The organism is Bradyrhizobium sp. AUGA SZCCT0176, assembly GCF_018130145.1.
In the GTDB taxonomy this organism is placed as follows: Bacteria; Pseudomonadota; Alphaproteobacteria; order Rhizobiales; family Xanthobacteraceae; genus Bradyrhizobium.
The window spans coordinates 74,576-100,144 of record NZ_JAFCMB010000018.1 but is presented as its reverse complement, the minus strand read 5'-3'; the positions used below and the strand labels follow the sequence as shown (position 1 = coordinate 100,144).

At 59.8% G+C, this 25,569-nt stretch carries 19 protein-coding genes; 8 read left to right on the top strand and 11 right to left on the bottom strand.

Features of this window, described 5'->3' with window-relative positions; translation table 11 throughout:
- Positions 1 to 63: 63 nt before the first annotated feature.
- The 6 genes from JQ600_RS29625 to JQ600_RS29600 all read right to left on the bottom strand — a co-directional run bounded on the left by JQ600_RS29625 (position 64) and on the right by JQ600_RS29600 (position 10,592).
- The gene (locus JQ600_RS29625; RefSeq protein ID WP_212389574.1) at positions 64 to 1,491 is read right to left on the bottom strand and encodes an HlyD family type I secretion periplasmic adaptor subunit; all 1,428 of its coding nucleotides are present in this window, start codon (positions 1,489 to 1,491) and stop codon (positions 64 to 66) included.
- Entirely contained in the window at positions 1,478 to 4,237 is a 2,760-nt protein-coding gene (locus JQ600_RS29620) for a type I secretion system permease/ATPase (protein WP_212389575.1), read from the bottom strand. Before JQ600_RS29620 ends, JQ600_RS29625 begins: the two co-directional genes overlap by 14 nt.
- A 113-nt stretch (positions 4,238 to 4,350) precedes the next feature.
- On the bottom strand, positions 4,351 to 6,195 hold the full coding sequence (locus JQ600_RS29615; RefSeq protein WP_212389576.1) for a hypothetical protein: 1,845 nt from the start codon (positions 6,193 to 6,195) through the stop codon (positions 4,351 to 4,353).
- 1,045 nt (positions 6,196 to 7,240) lie between these two features.
- Positions 7,241 to 8,035, bottom strand: a complete 795-nt coding sequence (locus JQ600_RS29610) for a hypothetical protein (RefSeq protein ID WP_212389577.1) — start codon at positions 8,033 to 8,035, stop codon at positions 7,241 to 7,243.
- A gap of 173 nt (positions 8,036 to 8,208) precedes the next feature.
- Entirely contained in the window at positions 8,209 to 9,408 is a 1,200-nt protein-coding gene (locus tag JQ600_RS29605; RefSeq protein WP_212389578.1) for a glycosyltransferase family 4 protein, read from the bottom strand.
- Between the two features lie 32 nt (positions 9,409 to 9,440).
- Positions 9,441 to 10,592, bottom strand: a complete 1,152-nt coding sequence (locus JQ600_RS29600) for a glycosyltransferase family 4 protein (protein WP_249136151.1) — start codon at positions 10,590 to 10,592, stop codon at positions 9,441 to 9,443.
- Between the two features lie 244 nt (positions 10,593 to 10,836).
- Between JQ600_RS29600 and JQ600_RS29595 the strand changes: the two genes are divergently transcribed.
- Positions 10,837 to 11,844 (top strand): polysaccharide deacetylase family protein, encoded by a 1,008-nt coding sequence (locus JQ600_RS29595; protein ID WP_212389579.1) that lies wholly within the window; start codon positions 10,837 to 10,839, stop codon positions 11,842 to 11,844.
- A 21-nt stretch (positions 11,845 to 11,865) separates the two neighbouring features.
- On the opposite strand, the gene JQ600_RS29590 is transcribed toward JQ600_RS29595, so the two are convergent.
- Both JQ600_RS29590 and JQ600_RS29585 read right to left on the bottom strand, forming a co-directional pair.
- Complete coding sequence (locus JQ600_RS29590) at positions 11,866 to 12,066, bottom strand: hypothetical protein (protein ID WP_212389580.1); 201 nt, start codon at positions 12,064 to 12,066, stop codon at positions 11,866 to 11,868.
- 66 nt (positions 12,067 to 12,132) lie between these two features.
- A complete protein-coding gene (locus JQ600_RS29585; RefSeq protein ID WP_212389581.1) occupies positions 12,133 to 12,993 on the bottom strand; it encodes an acyl-CoA acyltransferase in 861 nt (286 codons plus the stop codon).
- A gap of 617 nt (positions 12,994 to 13,610) precedes the next feature.
- On the opposite strand from JQ600_RS29585, the gene JQ600_RS29580 reads away from it, so the two are divergent.
- The 3 genes from JQ600_RS29580 (at position 13,611) to JQ600_RS37465 (ending at position 16,779) form a co-directional block, all read left to right on the top strand.
- The gene (locus JQ600_RS29580) at positions 13,611 to 14,072 is read left to right on the top strand and encodes a cupin domain-containing protein (RefSeq protein WP_212389582.1); all 462 of its coding nucleotides are present in this window, start codon (positions 13,611 to 13,613) and stop codon (positions 14,070 to 14,072) included.
- Positions 14,073 to 14,377: 305 nt separating this feature from the next.
- Positions 14,378 to 15,478 (top strand): glycosyltransferase, encoded by a 1,101-nt coding sequence (locus JQ600_RS29575; RefSeq protein ID WP_212389583.1) that lies wholly within the window; start codon positions 14,378 to 14,380, stop codon positions 15,476 to 15,478.
- Positions 15,475 to 16,779, top strand: coding sequence for an O-antigen ligase (locus tag JQ600_RS37465; protein ID WP_212490207.1), 1,305 nt, complete (start codon positions 15,475 to 15,477; stop codon positions 16,777 to 16,779). Before JQ600_RS29575 ends, JQ600_RS37465 begins: the two co-directional genes overlap by 4 nt.
- A 511-nt stretch (positions 16,780 to 17,290) precedes the next feature.
- Here JQ600_RS37465 and JQ600_RS29565 read toward each other — a convergent pair.
- The 3 genes from JQ600_RS29565 to JQ600_RS29555 all read right to left on the bottom strand — a co-directional run bounded on the left by JQ600_RS29565 (position 17,291) and on the right by JQ600_RS29555 (position 21,684).
- Positions 17,291 to 18,736 carry a lipopolysaccharide biosynthesis protein gene (locus JQ600_RS29565; protein WP_212389586.1) on the bottom strand — a complete coding sequence of 482 codons (1,446 nt, stop codon included), beginning with the start codon at positions 18,734 to 18,736 and terminating at the stop codon, positions 17,291 to 17,293.
- 158 nt (positions 18,737 to 18,894) lie between these two features.
- A complete protein-coding gene (locus JQ600_RS29560; protein ID WP_249136149.1) occupies positions 18,895 to 20,037 on the bottom strand; it encodes a hypothetical protein in 1,143 nt (380 codons plus the stop codon).
- Positions 20,038 to 20,187: 150 nt separating this feature from the next.
- A complete protein-coding gene (locus tag JQ600_RS29555; RefSeq protein ID WP_212389587.1) occupies positions 20,188 to 21,684 on the bottom strand; it encodes an undecaprenyl-phosphate glucose phosphotransferase in 1,497 nt (498 codons plus the stop codon).
- 345 nt (positions 21,685 to 22,029) lie between these two features.
- Here JQ600_RS29555 and JQ600_RS29550 point away from each other — a divergent pair, with 345 nt between their 5' ends.
- The 4 genes from JQ600_RS29550 to JQ600_RS37290 all read left to right on the top strand — a co-directional run bounded on the left by JQ600_RS29550 (position 22,030) and on the right by JQ600_RS37290 (position 25,217).
- Positions 22,030 to 23,397 carry a polysaccharide biosynthesis/export family protein gene (locus JQ600_RS29550; protein WP_212389588.1) on the top strand — a complete coding sequence of 456 codons (1,368 nt, stop codon included), beginning with the start codon at positions 22,030 to 22,032 and terminating at the stop codon, positions 23,395 to 23,397.
- Positions 23,398 to 23,563: 166 nt separating this feature from the next.
- Positions 23,564 to 24,670: a UDP-glucose 4-epimerase GalE gene (galE, locus tag JQ600_RS29545; RefSeq protein ID WP_212490206.1), complete on the top strand. Its 1,107-nt coding sequence runs from the start codon at positions 23,564 to 23,566 to the stop codon at positions 24,668 to 24,670.
- Positions 24,671 to 24,793: 123 nt separating this feature from the next.
- Complete coding sequence (locus JQ600_RS29540) at positions 24,794 to 25,003, top strand: hypothetical protein (protein WP_212263847.1); 210 nt, start codon at positions 24,794 to 24,796, stop codon at positions 25,001 to 25,003.
- 79 nt (positions 25,004 to 25,082) lie between these two features.
- A complete protein-coding gene (locus JQ600_RS37290) occupies positions 25,083 to 25,217 on the top strand; it encodes a hypothetical protein (protein ID WP_283814736.1) in 135 nt (44 codons plus the stop codon).
- Positions 25,218 to 25,569 lie beyond the last annotated feature (352 nt).

The following is a 25,569-nucleotide window of genomic DNA, read 5'->3' as shown; positions in this document are numbered from 1 at the left end:
GCCTTACGGGCAATTGTCCGCTGCCAATTACCCGTAAGGCTCACCGATGGTGTTCCGCTTCGTCTACCGCTCTCGCATCGACTCCTGCTTGTATCGCGCCAGCGGCGACAGAAGGTAGCTGATGATCCTGCGCGTGCCGGTCTTGATTTCAACCGTCACCGCCATTCCGGGGCCGAGCTTGACGAGCTTGTCCTCCACCTGCATCTCCGGACGGTCGAGTGAAATGCGGGCGGCATATTCCAGTTCTTGACCTTTCGGCTCACTGCTGCTCTGCGCTGTACCCGATCCCCGGTCATTCGAACCGCTCTGCGGCCTGTCGCGCGTGATGGCATCTGACGACACGCTGAGCACGTCGCCATGAAGGAGCCCATAACGCGTGAAGTTGAAGGTGTCGACCTTGATCTCGGCCTTCAGTCCCGGATGAACGAAGCCAATGTCGCGATTGGAGAGCATGGCCTCGATCTCGAGCTGGCTGTCGCTCGGAACTACCACGGCCAGCGCCTGTGCCGGCGTCACCACGCCACCCACCGTATGAACGGCAAGCTGCTGCACGATGCCGTCGACCGGTGCGGTCAAGCGCTGTAGTTTCGTGCGCCGGTCCGCCTTGACCACCTCCTGCGCGGCGTTCGCAGCCTTCTGCTCGGCCTTCGCAAGTGCGTCATAGGTCGTGCGCCGATACTCCGCTGCGGTCCTTTCCTTCGTTTCCTTCAGCAACGCGGTGGCTGCGTCGGCTTCGAGCAGTCGACTTTGCTGCAAGAGGAGGTCCTGCTGAAGGCCGACCAGCTCCTGGTACTCCGAGAGGTAGATGACCTTCGAGGCCAATGCCTTCTCGACGAGGCCTTTGCGGATGTCGACGCGTTCCTGCAGCACCGGTATCGTCGCCTGCAGCTTCGCCGCGCTCGCCGACGTGGTCGCCCGTTCCGCTTCCTTCTGACCCAGCTGGCGCTCGATCTCCGCGAGCTTGGCGTTCTGTTCGGCGCGCTGGCTGATCAGGAACTGGCGATGCATTTCGACCTCGGCGGCGCTTGCGCTCTGCGGCGGCCGGAAGGCGGCGAGCGGATCAGCCGCCAGTGCCGCGCGCAGCCGCGCGACTTCGAGCTCGGCCGCAAGGAGATCGCTCTTTTGGCGCTCCTGGTCGGCTTCCGTCATCGTCGGGTCGAGCTCGATCAGGACGTCACCGGCCTTGACACGCTGTCCGTCGCGAACCTGGATGGCGCGGACAACGCCGGTTTCGAACGGCTGGATCAGCTTTGTGCGCCCACCCGGCACGATCTTGCCCGTCGCGCTGGCGACGATATCGACGCTGCCGAGCGACGCCCAAGCCAGCGCGACGCAGAAGAGTGCGATGATACTCGCCCCGATCGCACGCCCGATCGGCGACGGAGGCGATTCGGTGATTTCGAGAGCCGCCGGCAGGAACGCAATTTCGTTCTCGCGCCGGCGAACTTCGGCTCTCGGAAATGCAACGACGTTTCGGTTAGCGGACGTCATGGATACCAGCCTGCAAATAGTGAAGGTTTGCGTAACGACCGTTCGTGCGGATCAGCTCATCATGGCTGCCGTCCTCAACGATCCGACCATGCTCGATCGTAATGATCCGGTTCGCATTGCGCACGGTAGAGAGCCGGTGCGCGATGACGAAGACGGTCCGTCCGGCAGAAATTTGTTTCATGTTCTGCTGGATAGCGCGCTCGCTTTCGTAGTCCAGGGCGCTTGTCGCCTCGTCGAAGATGAGGATGCGCGGATCGGTGATAAGTGCGCGCGCGATCGCGATACGCTGGCGTTGCCCGCCTGACAGACTGCTGCCGCGTTCGCCCACGACGGTGTCGTAACCTTCGGGTAGCTCAAGGATGAAGTCGTGAGCGCCGGCGAGCGATGCCGCCTCGATGACTCGCTCCATCGGCATGGCCGGATCGGCGAGTGCGATGTTCTCGCGAACCGAGCGGTTGAAGAGCACGTTCTCCTGCAGCACGACACCTATCTGCCGTCGTAGCCAGCTCAGATCAACCATCGAGAGATCGACGCCGTCAACCAGCACGCGCCCGCTCTCCGGCACATAGAGGCGCTGGATCAGCTTGGTGATGGTGCTCTTGCCCGAACCCGAGGAGCCCACGATGCCGACGACCTGGCCGGGCTCGACGCTGAAGGAGACGTTGTGCAGCACCTCGGGGCCGTCGATGCGGTAGCGGAAGGTCGCGTGCTCGAACGTGACCTTGCCGCGGATCGCCGGCAGCGCGGCGCGGCCAGGATTGAAGCTCGGCTCGGGTTGGGTGTTGAGGATGTCGCCGAGACGATCGATCGACAGCCGGGCCTGATGGAAATCCTGCCAGATCTGTGCGAGCCGCAGCACCGGCGTGCTGACGCGCGCGGCCAGCATGTTGAACGCGACGAGCTCCCCGACTGTCAGTTCCCCGCCGATCACGAGCCTGGCGCCGAAGTAGAGGATTGCGGCGATGACCAGCTTGTTGATCATCTGCACTGCCTGGCTCGCCGTGTTGTTCAGGCTGAGCACGCGGAAGCTTGCAGCCACATAGCCGGCAAGTTGCTCCTCCCAGCGGCGTTGCATCTGCGGCTCGACGGCCATGGCCTTCAGGGTTTCGACGCCGGTGACGCTCTCGACCAGGAAGGCCTGATTCTCGGATCCGCGATTGAACTTCTCATCGAGGCGCCGGCGAAACAGCGGGGCAACTCCTGCGGAGATCCCGATGTAGAACGGGAAGGACGCGAGGACGATCAGCGTCAACGTCGTCGAGTAGTAGAACATTACCGCAAGGAAAACGACCGTGAACAGGAGATCGATGACCAGCGTAAGGGCCGAGCTCGTCAGGAACTGGCGGATATTCTCGAGCTCGCGGACGCGTGCCACCGAATCGCCGACACGGCGGACCTGGAAATAGGCGATCGGCAGCGCCATCAGGTGACGAAACAGCCGGGCGCCGAGTTCGACGTCGATACGGTTTGTCGTGTGCGCGAACAGATAGACGCGCAGCGTTTCGAGAATGGCCTCGAAAACGGTGAGGGCGACCAGGCCGATGATCAGAACGTCGAGCGTGCTCATGCTTCGATGCACGAGCACCTTGTCGATGACCACCTGGAAGAACAGCGGTGAAACGACGGCAAAGACCTGAATGAAGAAGGAGGCGACCAGCACCTCGCTGAGCAGGCTGCGATACTTGTGGACTGCACCGACAAACCAGCCGATATCGAAACGCCGGGAGAGATCGGTCAGGGTCGCGCGCCGGGCCATCAGGATGATGTCGCCGTCCCAGATGGCCTCCAGTTCGGCCTGCGTCATTGTTTCGGGTCGGGGGGACAACGGGCGCTGAACGAGGAGATTGTCGTCGACCACTTTGCCGAGGACCAGAAATCCGCCGTCGCGCAGCACGGCGATCCCCGGCAGCGGGGTAACCGCAAGCCGCTTCCAGCTCGTTTTCTGTACCCGTGCCTTGAGCCCAAATTCCTTGGCACAGCGCAGGATTTCGGTAACACCTACGCGCGCCGCGCCTATCCGATGGCGGATTTGCCCCGGGTCGGCCGCGATACCATGGCTACGCAGCAATATCGTCAGCGCAACGAGCGCGGAGTCATCGGCATTGTCGGATTCGGGACTCGCCGCCGCGACTTCGGTGTTCACCGGCGGGGGAGCAGGAGCAGTAGCGCCGCGGGCGGCGAAACGTCCACGCATCAAGGTATTGCGGGCTTTCATCAAGCTATCGCGCGTACGCATCAAGGCATCGCGCGTACGCGTCAAAGGCGCGAGGGCACGGAGCAGAAGGTCTCCGGCACGGCGCGCCAGGTCAACTCCGCTTGTGCTGATGCCGGCGAATGCATGAAGCACCCGATTGGCGACGTTCTGAGGTCCGGGCAGGATCAAGCCGCCGTCCCAGATTTCCTCGAATTCCGCGCGCGTCATCACCCTGGGATTTGACCAGGTCGGGTGCAGCACAAGCGCACCCCTGTCGTCGACCTTTCCGAGAAGCAGAAATCCGCCGTCATTCAGCGATGCGATTCCAGGCAGCTGGATGCCCGCAAGTCGCTTCCAATGCGTCGTCCGCGCACCGAGATTGACGCCAAATTCGCGCGCACAGCGCAGCATTGCGCGGATGCCGATTGCGTCGCTTCCGCATCGATCGCGGAGCTGCTCTGGCGTAGCGTTGACGCCATGAATCCGCAGGAACAGAGCCAGAGCTCGGAGCCCTAGATCTGCGGCGTGGGAATTTCCATTCTGGATCGCCATGTTTTCTACTCAACCCTTCGCGGCTACCGACCGCTTCCGATGTTCCTTCTCATGCATTCCCAAATTTCGATGTTGCCGCACCCGGGCGGCGAGCGCCCGGGTGCGGAAGCGGATCATGAAGCTGGTGGTCTGGTGAGGAACGATTCCTGACCCCAGGTCGTGCCATTCGATATGGCCGACACAATCTGACCGGAATCGACCCGGCCTGGGCTGGCGGCCATATACTGGTTCAGCAGCGCAAAGCTCTGGTTTGCCAGGGACGCCGTGGTAGTGCTGGTCGCAGGCGCCGTGGCCGTGGTGGTCGCAGGTGGGGCAGCCGTCACGGTGATCGACTGTGGTGCGGAGGCCGTCAGCGTGCTGGTGACCGGGCTCGTGGTAGCGGTCGCAGGCGCCATTACGCTGGGGGTCTGCGGCGTCGTGGTGGTCGGCGTGGTCGCAGACGTGGTGGTTGTAGACGGAGCATCCGACAGGGTCATCCACTTCGTCGAGGATGTCGTAACGGCGCCGGTGACCGGGTCCTTGGCGGTTGCGGTCAGCGTGATTGTGTCGACCGGATCGCGCGAGCCTCGGTAGTAGTTGTGCAGCGTCAGTCCGCTGTCAACCTGCTCCTTCGTCAAGGTGATGTTTCTTCCACTGAACGTGTGACCGAGGCCGTCGGTGATCGTCTCGTACGACGCCAATCCCCTGATGTTCACGGTCACCTTGTCGTTGGGATCGGTCGTTGAAACCTTCACCCCCAGGCCGACCGTGCCGCCCCTGCCGGCCACCGTGAGCGTGGGATCCACGACGGTGAGCACCGGCGCGACCGAGGATGGAGACGTCGGTGATGTCGGGTTCGTCGGTGAAGTCGGCGATGTCGGTGAAATCGGATCGACATCGACCTGGAGACCGGTGAATGTCTTCACCGCGCCCGAAAGGTTCGCCGCCAAGCCACCAGCATCCTTGATGCTCGAGCCGGTCGGAATATTGACGCCGGTGATGGCAAGCGCCGAGGTGTCGGTGTGGGTCGTCGCGACGGTCGTCTTGAAGGTGAGCGTATTCGTGCCCGACCCGCCGAAATAGGCGGCCTTGGCGCCATCATTGAGCGACAGCGTAGGCGTACCAATGACGTTCACGGTCTCGCTGAAACGGAGCGTCAATGTGATGGTATCGCCGACATGCTCGATTCCCGTCCCCGGTGAGGCGGACGCCTGCGTGACCGATGGCGCGAGGTTTTCCGGGGTAGTTGGGTTCGTGGGCGTGGTTGGCGTCGTCGAACCACCAGGCTCCAGGCCGGGCGGCGGATCTGCCGTCAATTCCGCCGCAGTGAGCGTAGTGAAATAGAGTTGCTGATACTCGGTTGTCAGTTTGGTCCAGTTGTTGTTCCCGGCCAAGGGATTGTTGGAAAAGTCGTTGACATATCCAGCGCTGGAGTTCCGCCACCAATCGGCGCCGAGCTGGGCGACCAGATTCGCGCTCGGATCGTTGGTCTTCATGTCCGCTACGACGTAAATACCGTCGACCGTTCCGGGTGTGTAAGTTCCGCGTCCCAAGGGCCAGAAATGGTCGTTGTATCCGCTTGTAGGCGCATCCACGATTGCGCTGCCATCGGACAATTTTTGCAGGCTCCATGGCACAGTTGCATCACCACCAGCGTAGTCAGCGTAATAATGCGCCCCTTGGATGCCCTGCGTCGACTGATTTTGCACCAGCACCCAGTTGCCATTTGTGAGATGCAGATACGTGCGGAAATTCGCGATCTGTACAGTGTCGTCCGATGGGCTCGGGCTGAGCGGCACTCCGGTCTGGGGATAGATTACTCCCCATGCCGTGACAGCCGAGAAATCGGAAGGCGGGTCGTCGTTGGCAACAAGTGCGCCCTTATACCAGCCCCAGCTCGAAGGGACGCCTAGCGGGTATCCATCGCTGTTCCCAGCCGTATTTTGATGGATGGCTTCGTTCAAAGCGCTTGTGGACACTAAGATCTCCTTTGCAGGAAGTTGAAGTTGAAGACGGGATTCCACTGCCGCGCATAACGGGGCGCACGACATATTGCTTGCTCGCAGTGTCCGACCGCGAACAGATTTCAAAGCATTGCAGCCTCGAACCGCGAGGGTATTTCACTGCCGCGCATGGTGGGGCGCGCGACATACCGCCTGATCGCAGCCTCACGCCGCGAACAGATTTCAAAGCATTTCAGCCTCGAACCGCGAGGATATTTCAAAGCAGTGGGATTTTGCCCCCCCGACTGCTGGATCGGTTGGTTAGTAAGCAAAAATGGCGAAAAGACTTCCAAAAAGTGATTTTAAACACATGTATATCGCCCTATTACGTGCGGATATTTCGTCGAAACGCGGCCGACTTCAAGACAGCCACTTTAGATCTGTCTGTCATTTGCGGCGGCGTCGCTGGCGCTGGAGCGTCATGCGGGTCGTCCCAAAGCGTCGGCGAACCAAGCTTGCGGATCGGTCGGCGCTCGCCACCGACTTCGCCACAGAGGTCACGAGGGGCTGGGGGTGTTCAGCAGGCTGGCCGGCGGATCAGCTTCAGTCGCTTTGGACTCAGCGATGAGTAGTAAAGCGTTTGCCATGGCGTCGTCAGCTTGATCCAGTTGTTCAAACCGACAGCGGTGTTGTCCGCGTTCAGCCCCGCGTATTGATCAGTGGCGTTTCGCTACCGATCGGCATCCACCAGATCTGCGTTCGGATCATTGGTCTTCATCTGCGCTTCAACGAAGACACCGTCGACGTTCCGGGCGTGAAAGCGCCGCGCGCCGCGGGCCAGAATGATTATTATATCAGCGGGCGGAGCCCAAGGACACCTGCCATCTGGCAATGTTTGCTTGCGAATTGGAATATGTGCGTCACCAGAGAAGTCCGCGACTGTTGGCTGCGCTGATGCCGACCTGAGCTTGGTCTCGTGCCTTGACCCAGGTGCCGTTGGTAAGGTGAACGAAGGTCGTGAAGCCGTGTACCTGCACAGTGTCGCTGGCATTATTCGGCCGCAGAAACGCCGATAGATCAGCTATTTCAAAGGCGGAGGCGGTTCGGCTTGTAGCTGCGATTTAGTCATGCTCGTGAAGAAGAAATACTGGTACGTCGTGGTCAACTTGACCCAGGCGCCCATGCCGACGGCGGGATTATTCACTTCTACTCCATTCTGTTTGAGGTACCGAGCCGAGGCACTTCTCCACCAGTCAGCGCCAAAGTTTGCGATCAGATTTGCACTTGCACTATCGGTGCGCAGCTGTGCCATCGAGAACACCCCGTTGACTGTTCCGGGAGTATAGGAGGCCCTCGGATCAATCCAGAAGTGATCGTTGTAGCCGGATGCCGGCGAACTCATTCTAGCGCTTCCGTCAGGCTGAACGATGAGACTCATTCGCGAAGCGGAGTCATTGGAGTAATCTGCCACGTAATGCCCGCCCTCGACAGAATTCGTGGCTTGATCTTGTACGAGCTGCCAGCCGCCACTCGTCAAGTGCACATAGACCCGATAATCCTTCAAATAAACATTGGCAGCTACGTTCGAAGCGCCGATTTGCGGATATATCTGTCCCCAACCAGTCAGTGCAAGGAAGTCGAAAGGAGGAGTACTGTTCCTCGTGGCCGGTCCACCTGCATACCACCCGAAGTAGGTCGGGACTCCGTATGGATATAATCCGTTGTCATATCCGGAATTTTGCGAAACGACACAATCGATAGATAACGATGTGCAGATGGGTTGGAGCTTCGGACGCTTGGTCTCGGCGCTCGCCGATGAGACGAGGGCGCCGAGGAACATGAGAGCCGGCAGCGGAAGAGCAAGATAGTTTTTCATGTTATTTATGGTCCAATTGGGCCGGTGATACAATCAGCGGCCACCAACGCGGACGCGACGGTTCGCCGTCCGAGACGCGAGGCGTTGTCGTCAGACCTAAGGCTACGCTCCCATTTCACAGGCTTGCGCCACGCTGGCAAAACACGTCGTTGGCGCCGCACGCTCATCCACCCTCACGCACTCACCAGTGATCGGTAGGTGTCTGTCAAATTGGCGTTGTGTTTCTCGATGGAAAATTGCCGCTCTGCTCGAACCCGCCCCGCAGCACCCATGCGCGCACGCAGCGAAGGATCGCCCATCAAGCGGCTGATGTGGCTTTGGAGTTCATCGGCATCGCCTGGCTCGAACAAGACTCCCGTCTCGCCTTCAACAACCAGTTCCGGAATGCCGCCTATCCGGCTCGCCACAACGGGTTTGCCATGAGCCATCGCTTCCAGCACCGACATTGGGCAATTCTCGTACCACTCTGACGGCACGACGATTGCCGAGGCGCCGCGGATCGTCTCCTTCAGCGGCTGTCCTGACAGCTGGCCAACAAACCGCGCATTGGGGTATCGCATCTGCAAGCCACGCTCCAAAGGACCGGTCCCGGCAACCACCAGGTCCCAGCTGCCGGCAGCTTCATGGGCCCGCAACAGAGTCTCGACGCCCTTCTCTCTGGAAAGCCGCCCCAAATAGAGAACGTATCCGTCGTCCTGCGTGCTCGCGTCGATTTCGGCGGTATCTACCCCATTATAGAGCAATACGACCTGTTCCGATCGGAACCGATGCAAAGCCGCATCGCGCATGAATTGGCTCGGCGCAAGAAATCGATCCACCTTTTCATAGCTGCCGAGCCAACGCTGAATCGCTGCTTCTGCGAAGAGCAGGGCACTGTCAGCGATGGCCCCGCCGGCACAGCGGTTCCTCAGGACGTGGCGGAAATCTCCGTCCAGGCACAGCGAACAAGGGCGCCCCTCCCGCAGACGCAAATATGCCGGGCAGACCGGCTTGAAGTCGTGCAGCGTCAACACAACCGGAATGCCCCGCGACTTGGCAATGCTGATGATCGAGGGCGTTATCTGATGATAGACGTTATGGCAGTGCATGAGATCTGGTTGCGTCTTGTCGATGAGCGCAGCGATCTTGCTTACTGCCTCGCGCGAATGAATAAACGAAAGCGCGGGGCTCAACTTCGACAGCTTGCTGCCTTTACGATAGTCCTTGTTGGATACGAAATGGGATTCGTAAGGGGAGTCACGATTCCGTTCGTCGTGCATGGAGAAATCGATCACTTGCTCGCCCGAGTGCAACAGGTAGTCGCGCTCCTGAAACATGACGACTTCTGCCCCGCCTTTGGGGAAGAAAAACTTATTGACCATCAGTACCTTCATCAGCGCAGTCTCGCTCCCAAGCCGACGTTTATTCACCCAGCTGACGCTCTATGCCGCCTAAGTTCGGCTTCTCCGCTGCGTACTGCTCTTCGATACACCCTCATGGTCTGCTTCACCACGGAGTGCCAGTCATAACGTTCGGCGACCCATCGGCGAGTGCTCTCGCGCATCTCCACCGGCCACGGCATGCGCGCGAATGACTCCAACCGAGCCGCAAGTGCAGGAACATCCCCCAAAGGAAAATAGTGCTTCGTCTCCAATCCAATCTCCTTATGTGCGGGGAGATCGCTGGCGACCACGGGGAGCCCGTAACTCAATGCCTCCAGCAGCACGATCGGCAAACCTTCGTGAGAAGATGGCAGGACGAAAACGCCGGCATGAGCATACAACTCGCGGAGCGCAAGGCCGTTCTGGAAGCCGGCCAAGACCGCGCCGGGGGTCGCATGTACGAGCGTCGCCACTTCCGCAGCGTATGCGTCCGGGTGATCGGACCCCCCAACCACCACAAGTTTCCATCCGTTCAGCTTAGCTGCTGCGTAGGCCGCGATCAGATCCTTGTGCCGCTTCTCTGGCACCATGCGGCTCACCGTCAACACGTATCGGCCCGGCGTCAGCCCGAACGTTTCCAACGCCGAAGTGCTGCTCGGCAATTCCGGCAGGTCGACACCGTTAGGTATCACGTACGATTCCAGACCGTATTTTTCACGTATGAGGTTGCGGATCGTCCGAGAGATTACAATACGGCGGTTGCAGAACCGCATTCCCCATGCCTCTCCGGCACGCAAAATTGCCTTGGCAAATAGCCCCCATTTTTCTCGATCATAATCAGGGCCATGATGCGTCACAACCACATGCAGTCCCAGCAAGCGTGCCAACGGCACCATCAGAGAGGGCCCGATTGCCTGGATGTGCAGGATCTGTGGGCGCCGCCAAGCTGCGGCCAGCACGCCCAGGAACGAATGAACTATCGTCTCAAGAGCCCGGGACTTGGGCGACCAGATCCGCAGGTAGCGTACCCCCTTCCAACCGTCGCCTCGATGACGCGGCACATAGGCAGAACGAACGACCACCTCAACATCACAATCCAGCTCCCTCAACATCTGGCACAAATGCTCCGCGTGAGCTTCCACTCCGCCTTGCACGCCGGGAAATCCGCGCAATCCAAGCATCATCACACGCAACATGGAACGACCCCGTGCTTACCAACATAGTCATGCTGTTTCAGCGAAAGTGACCTTGCCGACGGTCACGTTAGGCCACTCGCCAATGTTGCTGCGGGGCTAAAAGGCGTTACTGGGAGGGAGTCCGGAGTACCCACAAAGAGGTGTCCGCACGAGACGAGTGGTGGTCTTGGCAAATCCGCTCGCTCGATGCGATGCTTCCGCTCATCGAAATTGGGTTGTGCGAGCAGAAGGAGTCCCTTTCTCCATGAACCAGCAACTGAAGGATTTCGTGTGCCGCGGCGTTAGTTGGGCTGGGCTTATGCCGGCCGTTCGCAGTCTTTTTGCGGGCCGCGCCGCGATAATCATGTTCCACGAGATACAGAGAGAGTTTCGATCTGAATTGGAAACCGGGACGTCAGTTGCCCTATTTGAGCACTCACTGAGTTGGCTGCGGCGAGAAGGGTGGGAAATTGTGAGCCTCGAGGAATGCCTTGATCGAGTGTCGAGGGACGACCGATCGCGTCGCTATGCAGTGCTTACTTTCGATGACGCTTACCGGGACAATGTTTCGGTGGCGCTTCCAATCCTGGAGCGTCATAAAGCGCCATTCATGATGTACGTGCCGACTGGTGCTCCCACCCGAACGTTACAATCGTGGTGGCTCGGATTGCGCGAGTTAATTCGCTCACGGGATGATGTTACGATCGATGCAATGGACACCCGATTCCATTGTCCGGACATCCAGACGAAGGTATCGGCGTTAACCCGAGCCACGCAGTGGGTTCATGAGGACTATCATCGTGCAGCGATGCTTGATCCGACCATCCGCAAAGCTGGTATATCGCTGTCTGCATTGAACGACGCGTATTTTCTTGACGAACGGGAAATTCAAGTTCTGTCGCATCATCCACTCGTTTCGATTGGCGGGCACACGACCTCGCACCCAGCGCTCAAGAATCTTGACAGTGCTTCCGCGCGAGCGGAAATGGCCGATAACCGAAACTATCTCCAGAACCTGACCCAAAGGCCGGTGCGGCACTTCGCTTATCCATATGGCGGCCCTAAAGCATGCGGTCTTCGCGAAGAGCAACTCTGCAGCGCAGTGGGCTTTTTGACGGCGGTAACTACACGGCCTGGACCACTAGATGCTCTGCCCTTGAATAACTTTGCGCTTCCTCGTGTATTCGTTGACTCAAAAGTAGGATTTCAGGCCCGAATGAACGGTCTCCAGCGGGCCTTTCGGATGCTGATTGGTGATGCACGCGCGGCATAAGCTGCCGACCGTCGATCCGGGTCACCGGCGCAACATTGCGAAACTGCTGGTCGAAAAGTTCTCGTCCGCGGCCAGGAGATCGGCATAGCGCAGCGTTGAAACGAGTTCGATCACCCGCTGCAGGGCATTGCCGTTCAGGCAGGTGTCGTTCGGCACCGGCGTGTAGACGGCACGCCATGAACCACGTTGGCATTGACAGAACTCCGAGACGGTGCCGAGCATGTCCATCTTCGGTTCTGGAACCCGCTTGACCGCGGATTGATTGACGCGGCCGTATGGGTCACTGAGTTACGGTCCGTGGATCACCAGTTCGGTATCCGACAGATCGGCAAGGCGGGGGCATTGTGGACCCTTGAAGTATTTGCGGCGGCGTTCCCTGTAGAAGCCGACCAGGTCGTTCATGCGGCCGTTCGCGTCGAGAGCGATCGCGACTTTTCCGCGACGGAGCAGGAAGCGGCCGATGGCGCCGGCGCAGGCAACATAATCGGCGACCTCGTGGCAATAGATCAGCTGCATCGCCGGAGGCACGATCCGTTCTTTGAGGCGCATCGACTGTAGCACGAAGGGATAGCCGCGGCCGTCAGCCGCGTGGCACACCAAGCCGAGGCAGCCGTAAGCTGCGTGCCGCGTCAAAATCGCGACGTCGGCTTCGGCCAGACTCTCGACCGCCTTCGCATCTCGCGGGACGATTTCGACGCGCATGCCGTTCGCCGGGCGCGAAAGTGCCGGGAATGAGAAGAACAAGCCGCGGCAGTAGGGGCGGAAACCCTGGGTCTCGATGGTCGGCCAGGTCCAGTCCGCCGGGCTAATGTTGACGTAGGTGACATGATCATGGCGCTGCGCGACCTTGGTCAGCATCGGCGCGTAGTTGCGGTAGGCAGGTTCTACGTACCAACTGGAGAGATTGCAGCGAATCGAGATCGCGCCGCCATCGTCTCGTGCGCTGTAGATCAACAGCAGAATCCCGACGGGCGTCCCATCATGGTCGAGCATGTAGCCGAAACGCGGGTAACCTTCGGGTACGTCGCGCACGGACTGGCGCTGAAGTCCGGCCATCCACCAGTCGCGGGGGTGGCGCGTAAAACCGTGCGCCAGAAGGCGGGCAACGGCGTCAAGATCGGCTATTCCTATCTCGCGACATCGGATCATGGTCCGAACTCCGTCATGGGATCGGTGCAGATCAACCCGGCTGAGCTGCAGGCGCGGCCGAGCGCGTAGCACGTATCCGCCACCCTGGAGTTCAACGCGCCATCCGACGCGCTCGCGAGAGAGTACGACTCTGCTTTCCGCCCGGCCTTGTTGCGGGGCTGCCTTTCCTGCACATTCATTGGTCCAACGCTTCCCCATGTGATGGTCGGACGGATCCACGCAGAGATTAGCTCCGCGCGAACTCGCTGGCTGCAATCTAACAGACCGTACTTGCGGAGTCGGCGGTGCAAAAGTGGATACTCAGGAGCATGCCCACCAAGCGAGGTACCCCCGAAGCTGAACTACCGACCTAGGTGCGGTGTGGCGTAAAACAGCCAAACCGACGGCTGCAGCCATCCCTCCGCTCAGCGTGGAGCGATTGGCAGGAATTGCCTGGTGAGGGTCGCTCTCAGCTTCATCTCGGTTTCGAGAAGGCGAGGTACCTCTTTTGAGCTTCAACGAACGCTGATCGCGCCAAAGTAGCCTCTTCACACTCTTTGCGAAAAATCGGATTGTTCAAGTCCCGGGAGAACTCGGCAACAGGCACGCCGGGATGCTTTCAGTTTGAGGTGAGACCGATGCCGCTCGCGCTTATCGAAACTGGTCATTGCAACGTGGATCTCAAGCCAGCACCGATTGAGCCATCCTGGATCATTGAGGGCAATCCGGAAGCCCGCAACTGCGCGCTGTCGGTCAGCGCAGATCGCGCGGCCTGCACGCTGATCTGGTCCTGCACCGAAGGCAAGTTCAACTGGTACTACGACTGCGACGAGACCATCGTGATCCTCGAGGGATCGATCGTGCTCGAGAGCGATGGCATGCCGCCGCAGCGCTATGGAGTCGGTGACGTAATCTTTTTCCGCGACGGTGCGCACGCGAAATGGCATGTCGAGGGCTATGTGAAGAAGGTGGCCTTCTTCCGTAAGACCAATCCGGTGGGGCTCAGTTTCGCCGTCCGCGTGGTCAACAAGCTCAGGTCCTTGATCCCGCGGCGCCACGATCCGGCTGTCCAACGAGGGGTAGGCGCCACCGCTCGTTAGGGGCAGGGAGGCGGATTTGTTGTCAGAGACTGAGAAAGTTGGCGCGCGTAATCGGCTCCGCAGCAACGGGAGGCAGGCTGCAGGTGCAGCGCTTGCCCGGCCATCAATCCCATTTGGGCTAGCTCGAACGGCTGCGCCGGGGTTGGCGTCGGTAACTCGATTGACCATTCTCGATGCCCCTTTGGCCCTTTGCCCGGGAGTCACTCGTTTTATAGGCTTGGCGAAGAGGAAGATCGATTTCGTCGATTTGGACTAGGGGGCCGGCGGCTGTGCGGCGGGAACCCACGTTCGTTAAGGAAATGAATGTGTCCACGGAAACACGACCAAGTGTCAGCATCATCATCAAGGCGCTGAACGAAGAACGTCATATCGCCGCGGCTATCGAAAGCGCGCTCGACGCGCTCGGAGAAAGCGACGGAGAGGTAATCCTGGCCGATGGCGGTTCGAGTGATCGTACCGTCGAGATTGCACGCCGATACCCGATCCTCATCGTTCAGCTGAACAGAAGCGAAGACCGATCCTGCGGGTCGGGCGCGCAACTCGGTTTTCAGTACAGCCGCGGCCGCTATCTGCTGCTGATGGACGGCGATATGCGGGTGCATTCCGGTTTCCTGGCCGCCGCCATCGACACCCTGAGCCGAAATCCGGGCCTCGCCGGCGTCGGCGGCGTGCTCTCCGAGCCCAGCTTGGTGAACGAGGAATATGAACACCGACGCAAGCGCCATAGTCCTGATCGCCACCCCGGCCGTGTCACGCGGCTGGAGGGCAGCGCGTTTTATCGTCGAACGGCGATCGAGTCGGTCGGCTATCTGACCGACCGTAACCTCCACGGCTTTGAGGAATTCGATCTGGGTGCCCGGCTGCATTCCGCGGGCTGGGCGCTTGCCAAAATAGACCGTCCGATCGCCTATCATGAGCCTCACACCGGGAGCGCCTATCGTCTGTTGCTTCGTCGTGTTCGCAGCCGGTTCGCCTGGGCGCCCGGCGAGCTGGTCAGAGCGGCTGTGGGTCGCCGACATTTCTGGTTCGTCATGCGGAACGACAGCCCGTGGAAGGTATGCCTGCTCGTGACCGGCTGGTGGATCACGGTGCTCACAATGCTGGCAATACCGGGCTGGCTCTCGGCGTCTGCTGCCGTCGGGATATTCCTCCTTCCCTTCGCCGGCATGTCGCTACGCTGGCGATCGGTTCGGCTCGGCATCTACTCCGTCGCGGCGTGGAACGTTATGGGTCTTTGCTTCTGGCCTGGTTTGTTGCGGCCGCGTCGTTCCCCGGCCAGCTGGATTGAAAGCACTGTCCTGCGGGACCGTCGTCACGAACGCGATGGGACGGGGCACCAGGGCTGCCAGATACCCGGCAGACAATCGAATATGCCCGCGCGCGACGCCGAGGAGGTCAAATCGTGACCATTGCGCTGCCAGCGAGCCGGCATTCTCTCGTCCGACCGTTCGCCGGAAGCGACCGTCTCATTCGCAGCGCGCTGTTCCTGGCGACATTTGTGCACATGTGGTTGACCGCGAGCCCGTTTCCCGACCTGTCGGATGCGAGCGCGCTCGAGCTTTCAACCGACGGAAACGTCACGGGGCAAATCATTATGATAGCGTTGACGGGCGCCCTGGGCGCGTTTGCGCTGACCCACCGATTGCGCGTTATTGCGCAAGTAGTGACGCCCATCCTCGTTGTAATTTTTCTGTGGTTCGCTTGCTCCGCGGTATTCTCGCTTCACCCTGATCTCGCTGCGCGTCGATTGGTGCTGGCGAGTTTCGTGATGTTCCATGCCGGCATGTTTGTTTTTCTGCCGGAAGATCGCATCCACTTTGCGCGACTGCTGGCGATCGGCGCCCTGTTCGTCCTGGTTTTGTGTTATGCCGGAGTGATATTTGCGCCGCAATTCTCCATCCATCAAGCCGCCGACCTTGCCGAGTCGCAGCTCGCCGGGAATTGGCGCGGCTTTTTCGCCCAAAAGAACGGGGCGGGGGCCGGCATGGCTATCCTCATCATTTTCGGCATTTACATCTTTCGTGCGCTGAGCGGCGTGCTCGGATCGTTGATCGTCGCGCTTGCGTCGGTTTTCCTCATCTTCACGGAATCGAAGTCATCGATCATGCTGTTGCCGTTTGCGTTGGCCGTCAGCGTCGTTTTTGTGCGGCTCCGCAATACGGCCGCGAAGCTGATCGTCCTGATCTGCGTCCCGGCGATCATCGGCGTCCTTACTATCGGATCGATCCAGTTCGCCGCCGTGAACGCGTTGGTCAACGAACTGATGCCGGACCCGACCTTCACGGGCCGAGTCGAAATCTGGCAGTTCTCGCTCGATCATATCGCCCAGCACCCCATCGTCGGCTTCGGATTTCAGGCCTTTTGGGGAACGAGCGAGTTGGTGAACAGCTGGACCTGGCGTGGATCGTGGGGCTACCGCGCTCCCGATGCACACAATGGCTATCTCAACATCGCGGTGATGACCGGGCTCGTGGGCCTGGTGCTGACGCTCGGATGGGTATTGGTCCGGCCTTTCATCGACCACGTGCGCACTCCCCCGGGCCGCGCCGATCCGGCGCTCAATTTGATGTTCATCCAGACCTGGCTGTTCGGGCTCTATCTGAGCGGCTTCGAAGCCGTGCTGTTCACCAACGGCAGCGTCCGCGTCGTGTGGTTCATGATGGTGGTGTCAATCTTCGGGCTGCGTCTTCAGGCCAGGGCCAAGTAGGTTGGAGAGAGGGCATGAGGCTCTCCGCGCACTGCCTCCTGTCGATCAACAAATATTTCTACCCACGGGGCAGAGCCTGTCCTGCCTGCACCATGAGGCAGCAAATGGGCCATGTGAACGCTGTCGCGGCGGCCGCATTCACAGCGTCGGGGTTCATCGCTGTATCAAGGCATCGTTCGCGCTGAGCAGCCTGGTCGCGGCCGCGGTGACGAGGCTCAAACATCGCTCGCCAGGGCGTTTCGAGCTGCGGGTCGTGGTGACGCATCACTTTGCGAATTATGAAATGGGGTCGCGCGAGCGATTAATTGGTTAGTTGCCGTTTACCGGTCATCCTCACCGACATCCCCGCGCTCGCCGAACATCTCGAGGCGATAGGCGCGGCCGGCGCCGAGCGCACGCTCGCTTCTTGAGAGACCACGATGGGCGACAGGTCGCCCAGCGGACGCTCGATCTTTGCATCTCGGCGCTGGCTCGCTCGCGCACCCGCCGGGATTCGATGCAGGATGGAGCATCATGCTCCGGTCCGCCGAATCGCCGATCGACAGTAATAGAAGGCGATAGCGGAAAGGCCGGACACGCTCACAATACCCCACATCGCTGCACCGGTAATCGCGTATGAGACAAGGACGATGATCCCGGCGCCGATCAGGAGCAAGTCGCGCGGCTCAAACGTCCTGACATCGAACAGGGTTTTCACGCGCGCTGCGAGCGGATAGAGCAGAGCGGTCGCGAGCGCCATTGTGACCGGAATCGCCGTCGGACCGAGAAACGGCGCTGTCACGAACGGCGTGGTGACCAGCATCGCGAAGGTCGAGGCGGTGGTCGTGAGCGAGACGTTCGCCTGGCCAGCGATGAGCAGCAGTCGGTCCGAAGTTGCAAAGAACGAATGCATGAAAGCGTGGATCGCCAGCCACACCAGGAACGAGCCGGCGCCCGCGTAATTGCCGAATAGCGGCAGCAGGAAGGGGCCGACGCATAATATGCCTGCGATGTTCAGCGCGCTGCAGCCGACCATGAGCTTGCGGCAGAATACGTATTCCTGGCGCACCGCGGCAACGTCCTTCGTCTGGATCATGTGCGCGGCGCGCGGCGCAAAGCGCTTGAGCAGCGCGATCTGAAAGAAGGAGTAAAGCGCCGCGATTCGTGCGGCGACCGCGTAATCCGCTACAACTTCCGAAGGGAACAACATGCCGGCGACCAGGATGTCGACGGCGCCCAATTGATTGGCGAAGAGCGTTGCGGCAACGTACTTGCCGCAGTAGCTCAGGTCCCAGGAGGTCCAGGGCCGCCATCCTACGACCGAGCGGTCACACAACGAGCGAGCGGACCACAGCCATGGAAGGAGAACTGAAACTGTCATGGCGTGGGCAACGTATGCGCTCGGCAGGCCCGCCAATGCCACGGCGGGCAACAGCACCATCCGCACCGCGTTGGGAGCGGCTTCTCCGAGCGCGATCGATTCCGTGATGCGCGAACGCCCTTCGAGCGCGCCGGTCGACGTCACCAGCAATACGGTGAAAATTCCAAATGGAGCGAGTTCGCGGAACCAAGCCTCCAGCCCCGGCTTGGCGAGCGCATGCGCGATCGGCCCGGCCAGAACAAAGCCTGCGAGTGCGACGAGGGCGGCCGCCGCGGCGCTGATGACCGCCGAATAGCGGTGCAGCCTAATTTCCGCGGTTCTGTCGTTGGGATGCCGCGACACGTGATAAATCAGCACGAGCGAGGCGCCGATCCCGAACGCTATGCCGATCAGTCGATAGAAGCCAAAGGCGATCATCATGTCGCCGAAACTGTCTTTGGACAGTATGCGGTTAAGGATGATCAGCACGATGAACTGCGAGGCCAGCCCAAACACGCGAGCGCCGGATCCAGCTGCCAGAACGGCCAGATAGGTGCCGAGCTGGCCTCCACGGAAGGCCGCGCGAACGCGGTCTTGGGAAAAAAACGCGGCTAGCATCCCTGCTATTCCAATCCTGACGCCTTGACGATTGACGGATCGAGTGCGGACCTTTCGGCGTGCTTTATCAAGAGACACCAATACTGCCGCTGTGAACGCATGTGGTGAGGGGATTATTCAAAGACTGCGGCCCTGCGCACGATCCAAACCTTTCGTGCCTAACTGCCCAAACTCGGCTCTTTGTATTCGCGATGTTTTTCGAGCTCGGACGAGCCGTCGAACTGGGATTTAGAAGCGCTGGCCTTGCCCATCGGGACAACTGCGCGTCCTCCAGACCTGCCCTCCGGTGCGGCCGCTCGATCTGATAGATCTCGCAGCATTCCGATGGCGATGCCAAGAAGCAACCCTGCAACGGTCGATATCCCAAGCGCGATTCCGACTTTCGGCGTACTAGCCGTCAAGGGACGCGACACATCGGTGAGCTGGTACGCCTCGAACGTCGGTGAGGGTTGCTGCTGCGTGGCTTCCATATAGCGTTGCACACGGAGAAAATTATCATAGCTCCTTGCGGCGGCTTCCGCGGTGGCTTCCAGTTCGCGGAGCTCTCCTTGCATGCTCGCCATCGATTGCGATGGTCTGCCTGCGTCATCTGCGGGATCCGCGATCGCGTTCCTCTTATCCGCAAGTGCCTTTTTGGCAGCTGACACCTGGCTGCTCAATTCGATCGTCCGATCCTTGACCCACCTCTCATTTTGCAAAGCCGATTTGTACTTTGCGTCCATTTGACCCACGATGTACGTTTCGGCGACAGCGTTCAGGATCTTCACCGCGCGCTCGGGGTCGGCGGAGTCGTAGGCAATCTCGATAATGTACGTCGAGCCGACGCGCTTCGCCGAAAGATTGCGGGCGAACGAATCCGTAGCATAGCGCATCAAGCTATATTCCGTTTCTGGCTTACTCCAGCCGAGCAGCCGAGATACGGACCTTTTCATGCGTTGCGCGAAGCCTTGCTTGGCAAATTCAGGATCGCCTGCCAAGCCGAGTTTCTGGATCACGACGCGAGCGACACCCTCTGACCTTATGATTGCGATCTGACTGTCCGCGATCGTTGACACGGACGCAGCGTCTCCCGGTGCAGCTTTCGAATTTATGACAAGTCTCACGTTTGCGGTAAACGTGGGTACTGCAGTGATGAGGTAGAGTAGAGCGATGAAAAGCGTTGCCGAATAGGCCATGACCATGATCGACAGGTGTCGCCGTATGAAGGCCACCCCTTCTGCCAGGATCTGGTAAGGCGATCGATTTTCAGGCGGCATATTGTCCTGATCTACCGAGGTATCCGTTCTATAAATCTGCAGCATTTTCACGTACCTGTACTAACAGTTACACTACCGAGGCGCTGGGCATCAGGCGCAAATGGGACACGACGGATATCTCGGTCTAATCGCCGTGCGTTTTGCTAAACAAAAGTCGGCTGGCAGAAGATGCTGCGGACGTAGGACGTAGCCGCGTTAATAAGCATTCCAATACACCTTTCTGGAAAAGAAGGTCATGACCAGGATCTTGAGGTCGAGAAGGGGTGACCAGTTGTCGATATAGTAGAGATCATGCTCCACGCGGCGCTGCATCTTCTCGAGGGTATCAATCTCGCCGCGGTACCCGTTGACCTGAGCCCAACCTGTAATGCCAGGCTTGACGTTGTGGCGGCGGGAGAATGACGAAATCAGCTCAGCGAATACTTCGTTCTGCGAGGTTGCGTGTGGGCGGGGTCCGACGAGCGACATGTCGCCTATCAGGACATTGAATAACTGTGGGAGCTCATCGATATTGGTATGGCGCATGAGGCGTCCCAGTCGAGTCACGCGTGGATCGTGTCTGGTGACAGGGCTGAAACTGTCGCCTTCCTCCATCACGGTCATTGATCTGAATTTCAGCACGCGAATGGGCTCGTTGTTGTAGCCATGCCGCGTCTGGCGAAAGAACACCGGCCCAGAGGAATCGAGCTTGATTGCGATCCCAACGAGGACGAAGAGGGGGCTAAGCATAATAAGCCCTGCGCTTGCAGCGGCGACGTCGAATGCTCGCTTTATTGCCCGATTGAAAGGAGCGAGGGGACACTGGAAGACCCGCATCGTCACCATGTCGCCGAACTGAGTGACCCGTGACACGGCCATGAGATCGATGGATCCAACAGGGAGGACGTGAACGTCAACCGGGAGGTCTGACAGGGCGCTGGCGAGCGCGAGAGCAGACGGAACTTCTGCTTCCGAAGGCAAAATGACAATGTCATCTGCTCGGAGGGGCCGGCAGCTTGCGACAAGCTGCCGCGCATCAGGTAGCACGCGGACCGCGCTGGGAGGCGCCGGTCTCGAGGCGTCGCTGCGTACCGTCGGAAAATCGAACGAGTGGATGGTCCGGATTCCGGTGTTCATTGCCCGAACGGAAAACCTCAGGCAGTGCCCCTGGTCTCCAATAAGAATGATGCGTCTGGCGTCGATCAGCCCCGTTGCAATGGCGCGGCGCAGTAATGAGAACCATACCGCCCGTGTGCCAAGTACCGTGAGGAGGACACTCACAGCTTGGGCTATGACGGTCGCGCGGGAGTAGCCTTCTGAGACCTTCAGAACGAATAGTGTCGAGATGAGGAAGGCGAACACGAAGAAGACCGCGCTGGCGCCGCTCCACAGGAAGACGTGCCGGGGCTGCGTCTGGATCCGCGAATATTGCCGGAGCCCCATGGAAACGAGCAACTGCAATGTGGAGATCAGAAGAGATTCCTGAATGTACTTGGCAGCGTCCGGCGGGCTCAGCAGGACTAACCGATGGTAGAGGATGGCTGCGGAATAGGCCGCGACGGTTACGAGCAGGAATTCGGTAGCTGCGGCCATCACCAACAGGACAGCCAATCGGTTCCTGCCGACGCGTGCCGGGACTACCCTGCCGACGTCGACCGAACGTGCCGGCAACTCGGTAGAGGCCGGCAAATTGGTAAAGGAGGCATAACTCATTTGCACTCTGCCACCCAGTCACTCCGTGGCCAAATCAGTACCATCGGTGTCGCCGGTTCGAACTGGCAATAAATGGGTAGGGAGGGGTAACCACGATGGTCGATTGAGCTGCGGCTGCGCGGGATTAGAATTGCCGGAAAGCAATCCGTCGCAATGCTGAGCACTGATCAATCGAACAGCGAGGGAGGCATTGAGCGGCCCGGCGCCAAGGAGGGGAACACGAACGGTAAGCCTTGCGGATCGCTTCTCCGGGCAGTCGCTCGGACGATAGCGATGCAGGCGCGCTGCTTTCCATCGAGAGAAGAATTTCACCCATAGACCACGTCCATGCAGGGAATTGCTACCATGCCGAATGCCGGACTGCGCAATGATTTCCATATCGATGTCTTCGGCGGCAAACTGGGCCGCAGCATCAAATGTGGTTTGGTGGCCGTTGGCCTGACGATTTTCGTTCCTCAAGCAAAGGCCGAATATCGGGTAAGCATCGGAGACGTGCTGGAGGTCTCGGTGGCGGGCGTACCGGAGCTACGGCACCGTGCTGCCGTTCAAATGGACGGGAACATCTCGTTACCACTGGTCGGAATGCTTCCAGTAGCCGGCCTGCCCTTACCGGAGCTCCGGGCCAAGATTAGCGCCGCACTGGCGAGCAAGGTGTTTCGACAGCGCGAGGCCGTCATCGTGATAGACGCCGATCACGTCACAACGATGGTGGCGGAATACAGACCGATATATGTAAATGGGGACGTGTCGAAGCCGGGCGATTACCCTTATCGTCCGTCCATCACCGCGCGCCAACTTGTCGCTGTGGCAGGCGGCTACGACATCATGCGTATCAGAATGAATAATCCGTATCTCGAGTCAGCGGACTTGAGGAGCGAATACGGATCGCTTTGGACAGAACTCGCCAAAGAACAGGCGCGTATGTGGCGCATCAAGAATGAGCTCGGAGAGGCGACGCAGCTCAATCCAAGTATTCTGACGGACGTGCCCATCGCTCGATCGGCGATTTCGGAAATAGTCAATGCAGAAACGGAATATTTGAAAACGAAGCAGAGTGACTTTCAGCAGGAAAAGACATTCCTTCAGGGCGGCGTAAGGCGGGGGGACGACGAGATCCGCGTGCTCTCAGAGCAGCAGAAGAAAGAGGAAGAGGGACTTCACACAGACCTCGAAGAACTGCAAAAAGCGGCCGATCTCTTCGGCAGGGGTTCCTTGACCAGCCCTCGCGTCACGGATGCGCGTCGCGCGGTGTTGCTGTCGTCAACCCGGAAGCTGCAGACCACTGCGCAACTGCTGCAGGCCAAGAAGCAGCAGGACGATCTCACCAGAAAGCTGGCAAAGCTTGACGATCAGCGGAGGCTCGATCTGCTCCGTGAGCTGCAAGACACCAGCGTAAAGCTTAACCAAATTCGCGAGAAGTTGCAGAGCGTCGGCGAGAAGCTTCAGTACACTTCGATGGTTCGATCGCAACTCGCTCGCGGAAGCGGTAACAAAACAGAGATTGCGATCATTAGAAAAGGCGACAAGGGCCAGGAACGGATCATCGCAGGCGAAGATACCGAGTTGGAGCCGGGTGACGCAGTCGAGGTCACCTTGCGATACCATGACCGGCCTGACGCTTCTCCCCGAAGCTTAAGCAGTTCAAGTATTCCGTCAGGAATAAGCCGGGTCGACGCGACTGGGAACGATTCGCTGCGCGTCGGGAGGAGGTGACGAGGTTGCCGCCAACGGCGTTCGTCTATGCCACGACACGCCTTGGCGCAGCTGCCGAAGCTTTCTCGCAGAAACAGTTATCGCGAGTCCGAGTCTGGAGAGCGTAGCCGGCGTCCAGGCAGGCATTGCACGGAAGCCGGTTGGACGAATGCGGAAAGCGGCCAAAATGATCTTGTTGACCGGCGGCGCTGGCTACATCGGGTCCCATGTCTGTGTCGCCTTGCTGGACGCTGGGCTCGACGTCGTCGCAGTCGACAATCTCTCCAACAGCAAGAAAGCCTCTCTCCAACGGGTGCAATCCATCTGCGGGAGGTCGCTTGTCTTCCGGCACGCCGACATCCGGAATGAAGAGGCGATCTACGAAATACTTCGTACCTGCGGAGTGACTGCGGTTATTCACCTTGCGGGGCTGAAAGCCGTGGGCGATTCCAACGTTCGGCCCTTGACGTATTACGACAACAACGTCCTGGGAACGATGCGGCTCGTGTCGGCCATGAAGCGGGCGAACGTGAAGTCGCTCGTCTTCAGTTCGTCTGCAACCGTTTACGGCGTACCCGGCTATCTACCGCTCGACGAGAAGCATCCGCTCGGACCGACAAATCCGTACGGCCGCACGAAGTTCTTTATCGAGGAAATGCTGAGGGATCTTTACAGCTCCGACGACGAGTGGCGGATCGGTATCCTGCGGTACTTCAATCCGGTTGGCGCGCACGAAAGCGGACTCATCGGAGAAGACCCGCTGGGCGTTCCGAGCAACCTGTTGCCGTTTGTGGCGCAAGTGGCGATTGGAAAACGAGAAAAGCTGCTCGTTTGGGGAAACGACTATGACACGCCGGATGGCACCGGTATCCGCGACTTCATCCATGTCGTCGATCTTGCATCCGGTCACCTCAGTGTCTTGCGCCACCTGAAACGGCCAGGGGTGCTCACGATCAACCTTGGAACGGGCAGCGGCAGCAGCGTTCTGGAAGTCATTCGAACATTTGAGGCGGTGAGCGGCAGGTCTATTCGGTATGAAATCGGGGCGCGCCGGGCAGGGGATGTCGCCATCTGTTATGCCGACCCCACGTTTGCGAAGGAGGAGTTGGGTTGGAAATCGGCGCGATCGTTGGAGCAAATGTGCGCGGACCATTGGCGTTGGCAATTGCAGAACCCCAACGGCTATCGTGATATCGAGCTTAAGGTCCAGGAGCGGTCCAGGCATGCCGACCGTCACCGCCCGCGCGTCCGCTCCAGGGGGGGTGAGCACGCACGGAATGGCCCGACCGCATGAGCGGGCTTGAGGACGAGTTGCGGCAGCAAGCACGCCGCCCATCAGAGGTAGCCCGTTAAGACCCGAAATCTCCATGCCTCGCAGCGTAACTTGCAGATAAAACGGTGACGGTAGGGACAAACGATGCCGCATTATCGTGTCTACGTTTCGGACGAACACGGCCGGTTGGTGGGCGTGGTCAACTTTGACTGTACCGACGACGACGCAGCGAAAGAGCGCGCCAAGCAGTTAGGGAACGGCCACGAGGTGCAGCTTTGGCGACAGGTCACGCAGTTCAAATTCGAAAATCCGCCGGACCGATCCAAGCGGCGACGAGGCGCCCTCACGCACTAGGACCAGCGCAATCACGCGCCTGTGACGCTGTACCGCACACCAATGCCGATTGTGCCGCGATAACTTCAGGGATCGTCTGATGGAACGATCCCAGCTCCAGCCAGCATGGTCCCAACGCATCATCGACGATCCGACCACGGCCGAGATCACCGAGAAGCAGGCGCACGCGATCACATACCAGCTCACCATCGCCAGGCGGTGCGCGCGACCCTGAGCCCCAGCCAGGCCGCCGCGTTCATCGGTACGGTCTTCGGGTAGCGGCGGATGACGTCCGCTTCTCGCGAGACCTGCCGGATGGGGCCGGCCAAGCCCGGCTTCGAATGCCTCATCTCAAGAAGGGCGGGCGCACCGTGGCGGCCTGAACGCAGCGACGGGTGGGTCGAGGTCAAGCGCGTGCAAAGGGCGGCATTTCCGGTCGTCGACTTGTGAAGGATCCGACCCGCGCCGTCCTTCGCCTGGCCAAGAAGAGGGGCGCTACCCGACCTAGGTCGGCATCGACGGCTCCAGGTGGTCGCGCGCGGTTTCGAGCCGGATCGCCTTCTCCAGCGTCTCGGTGCCGATGTGTC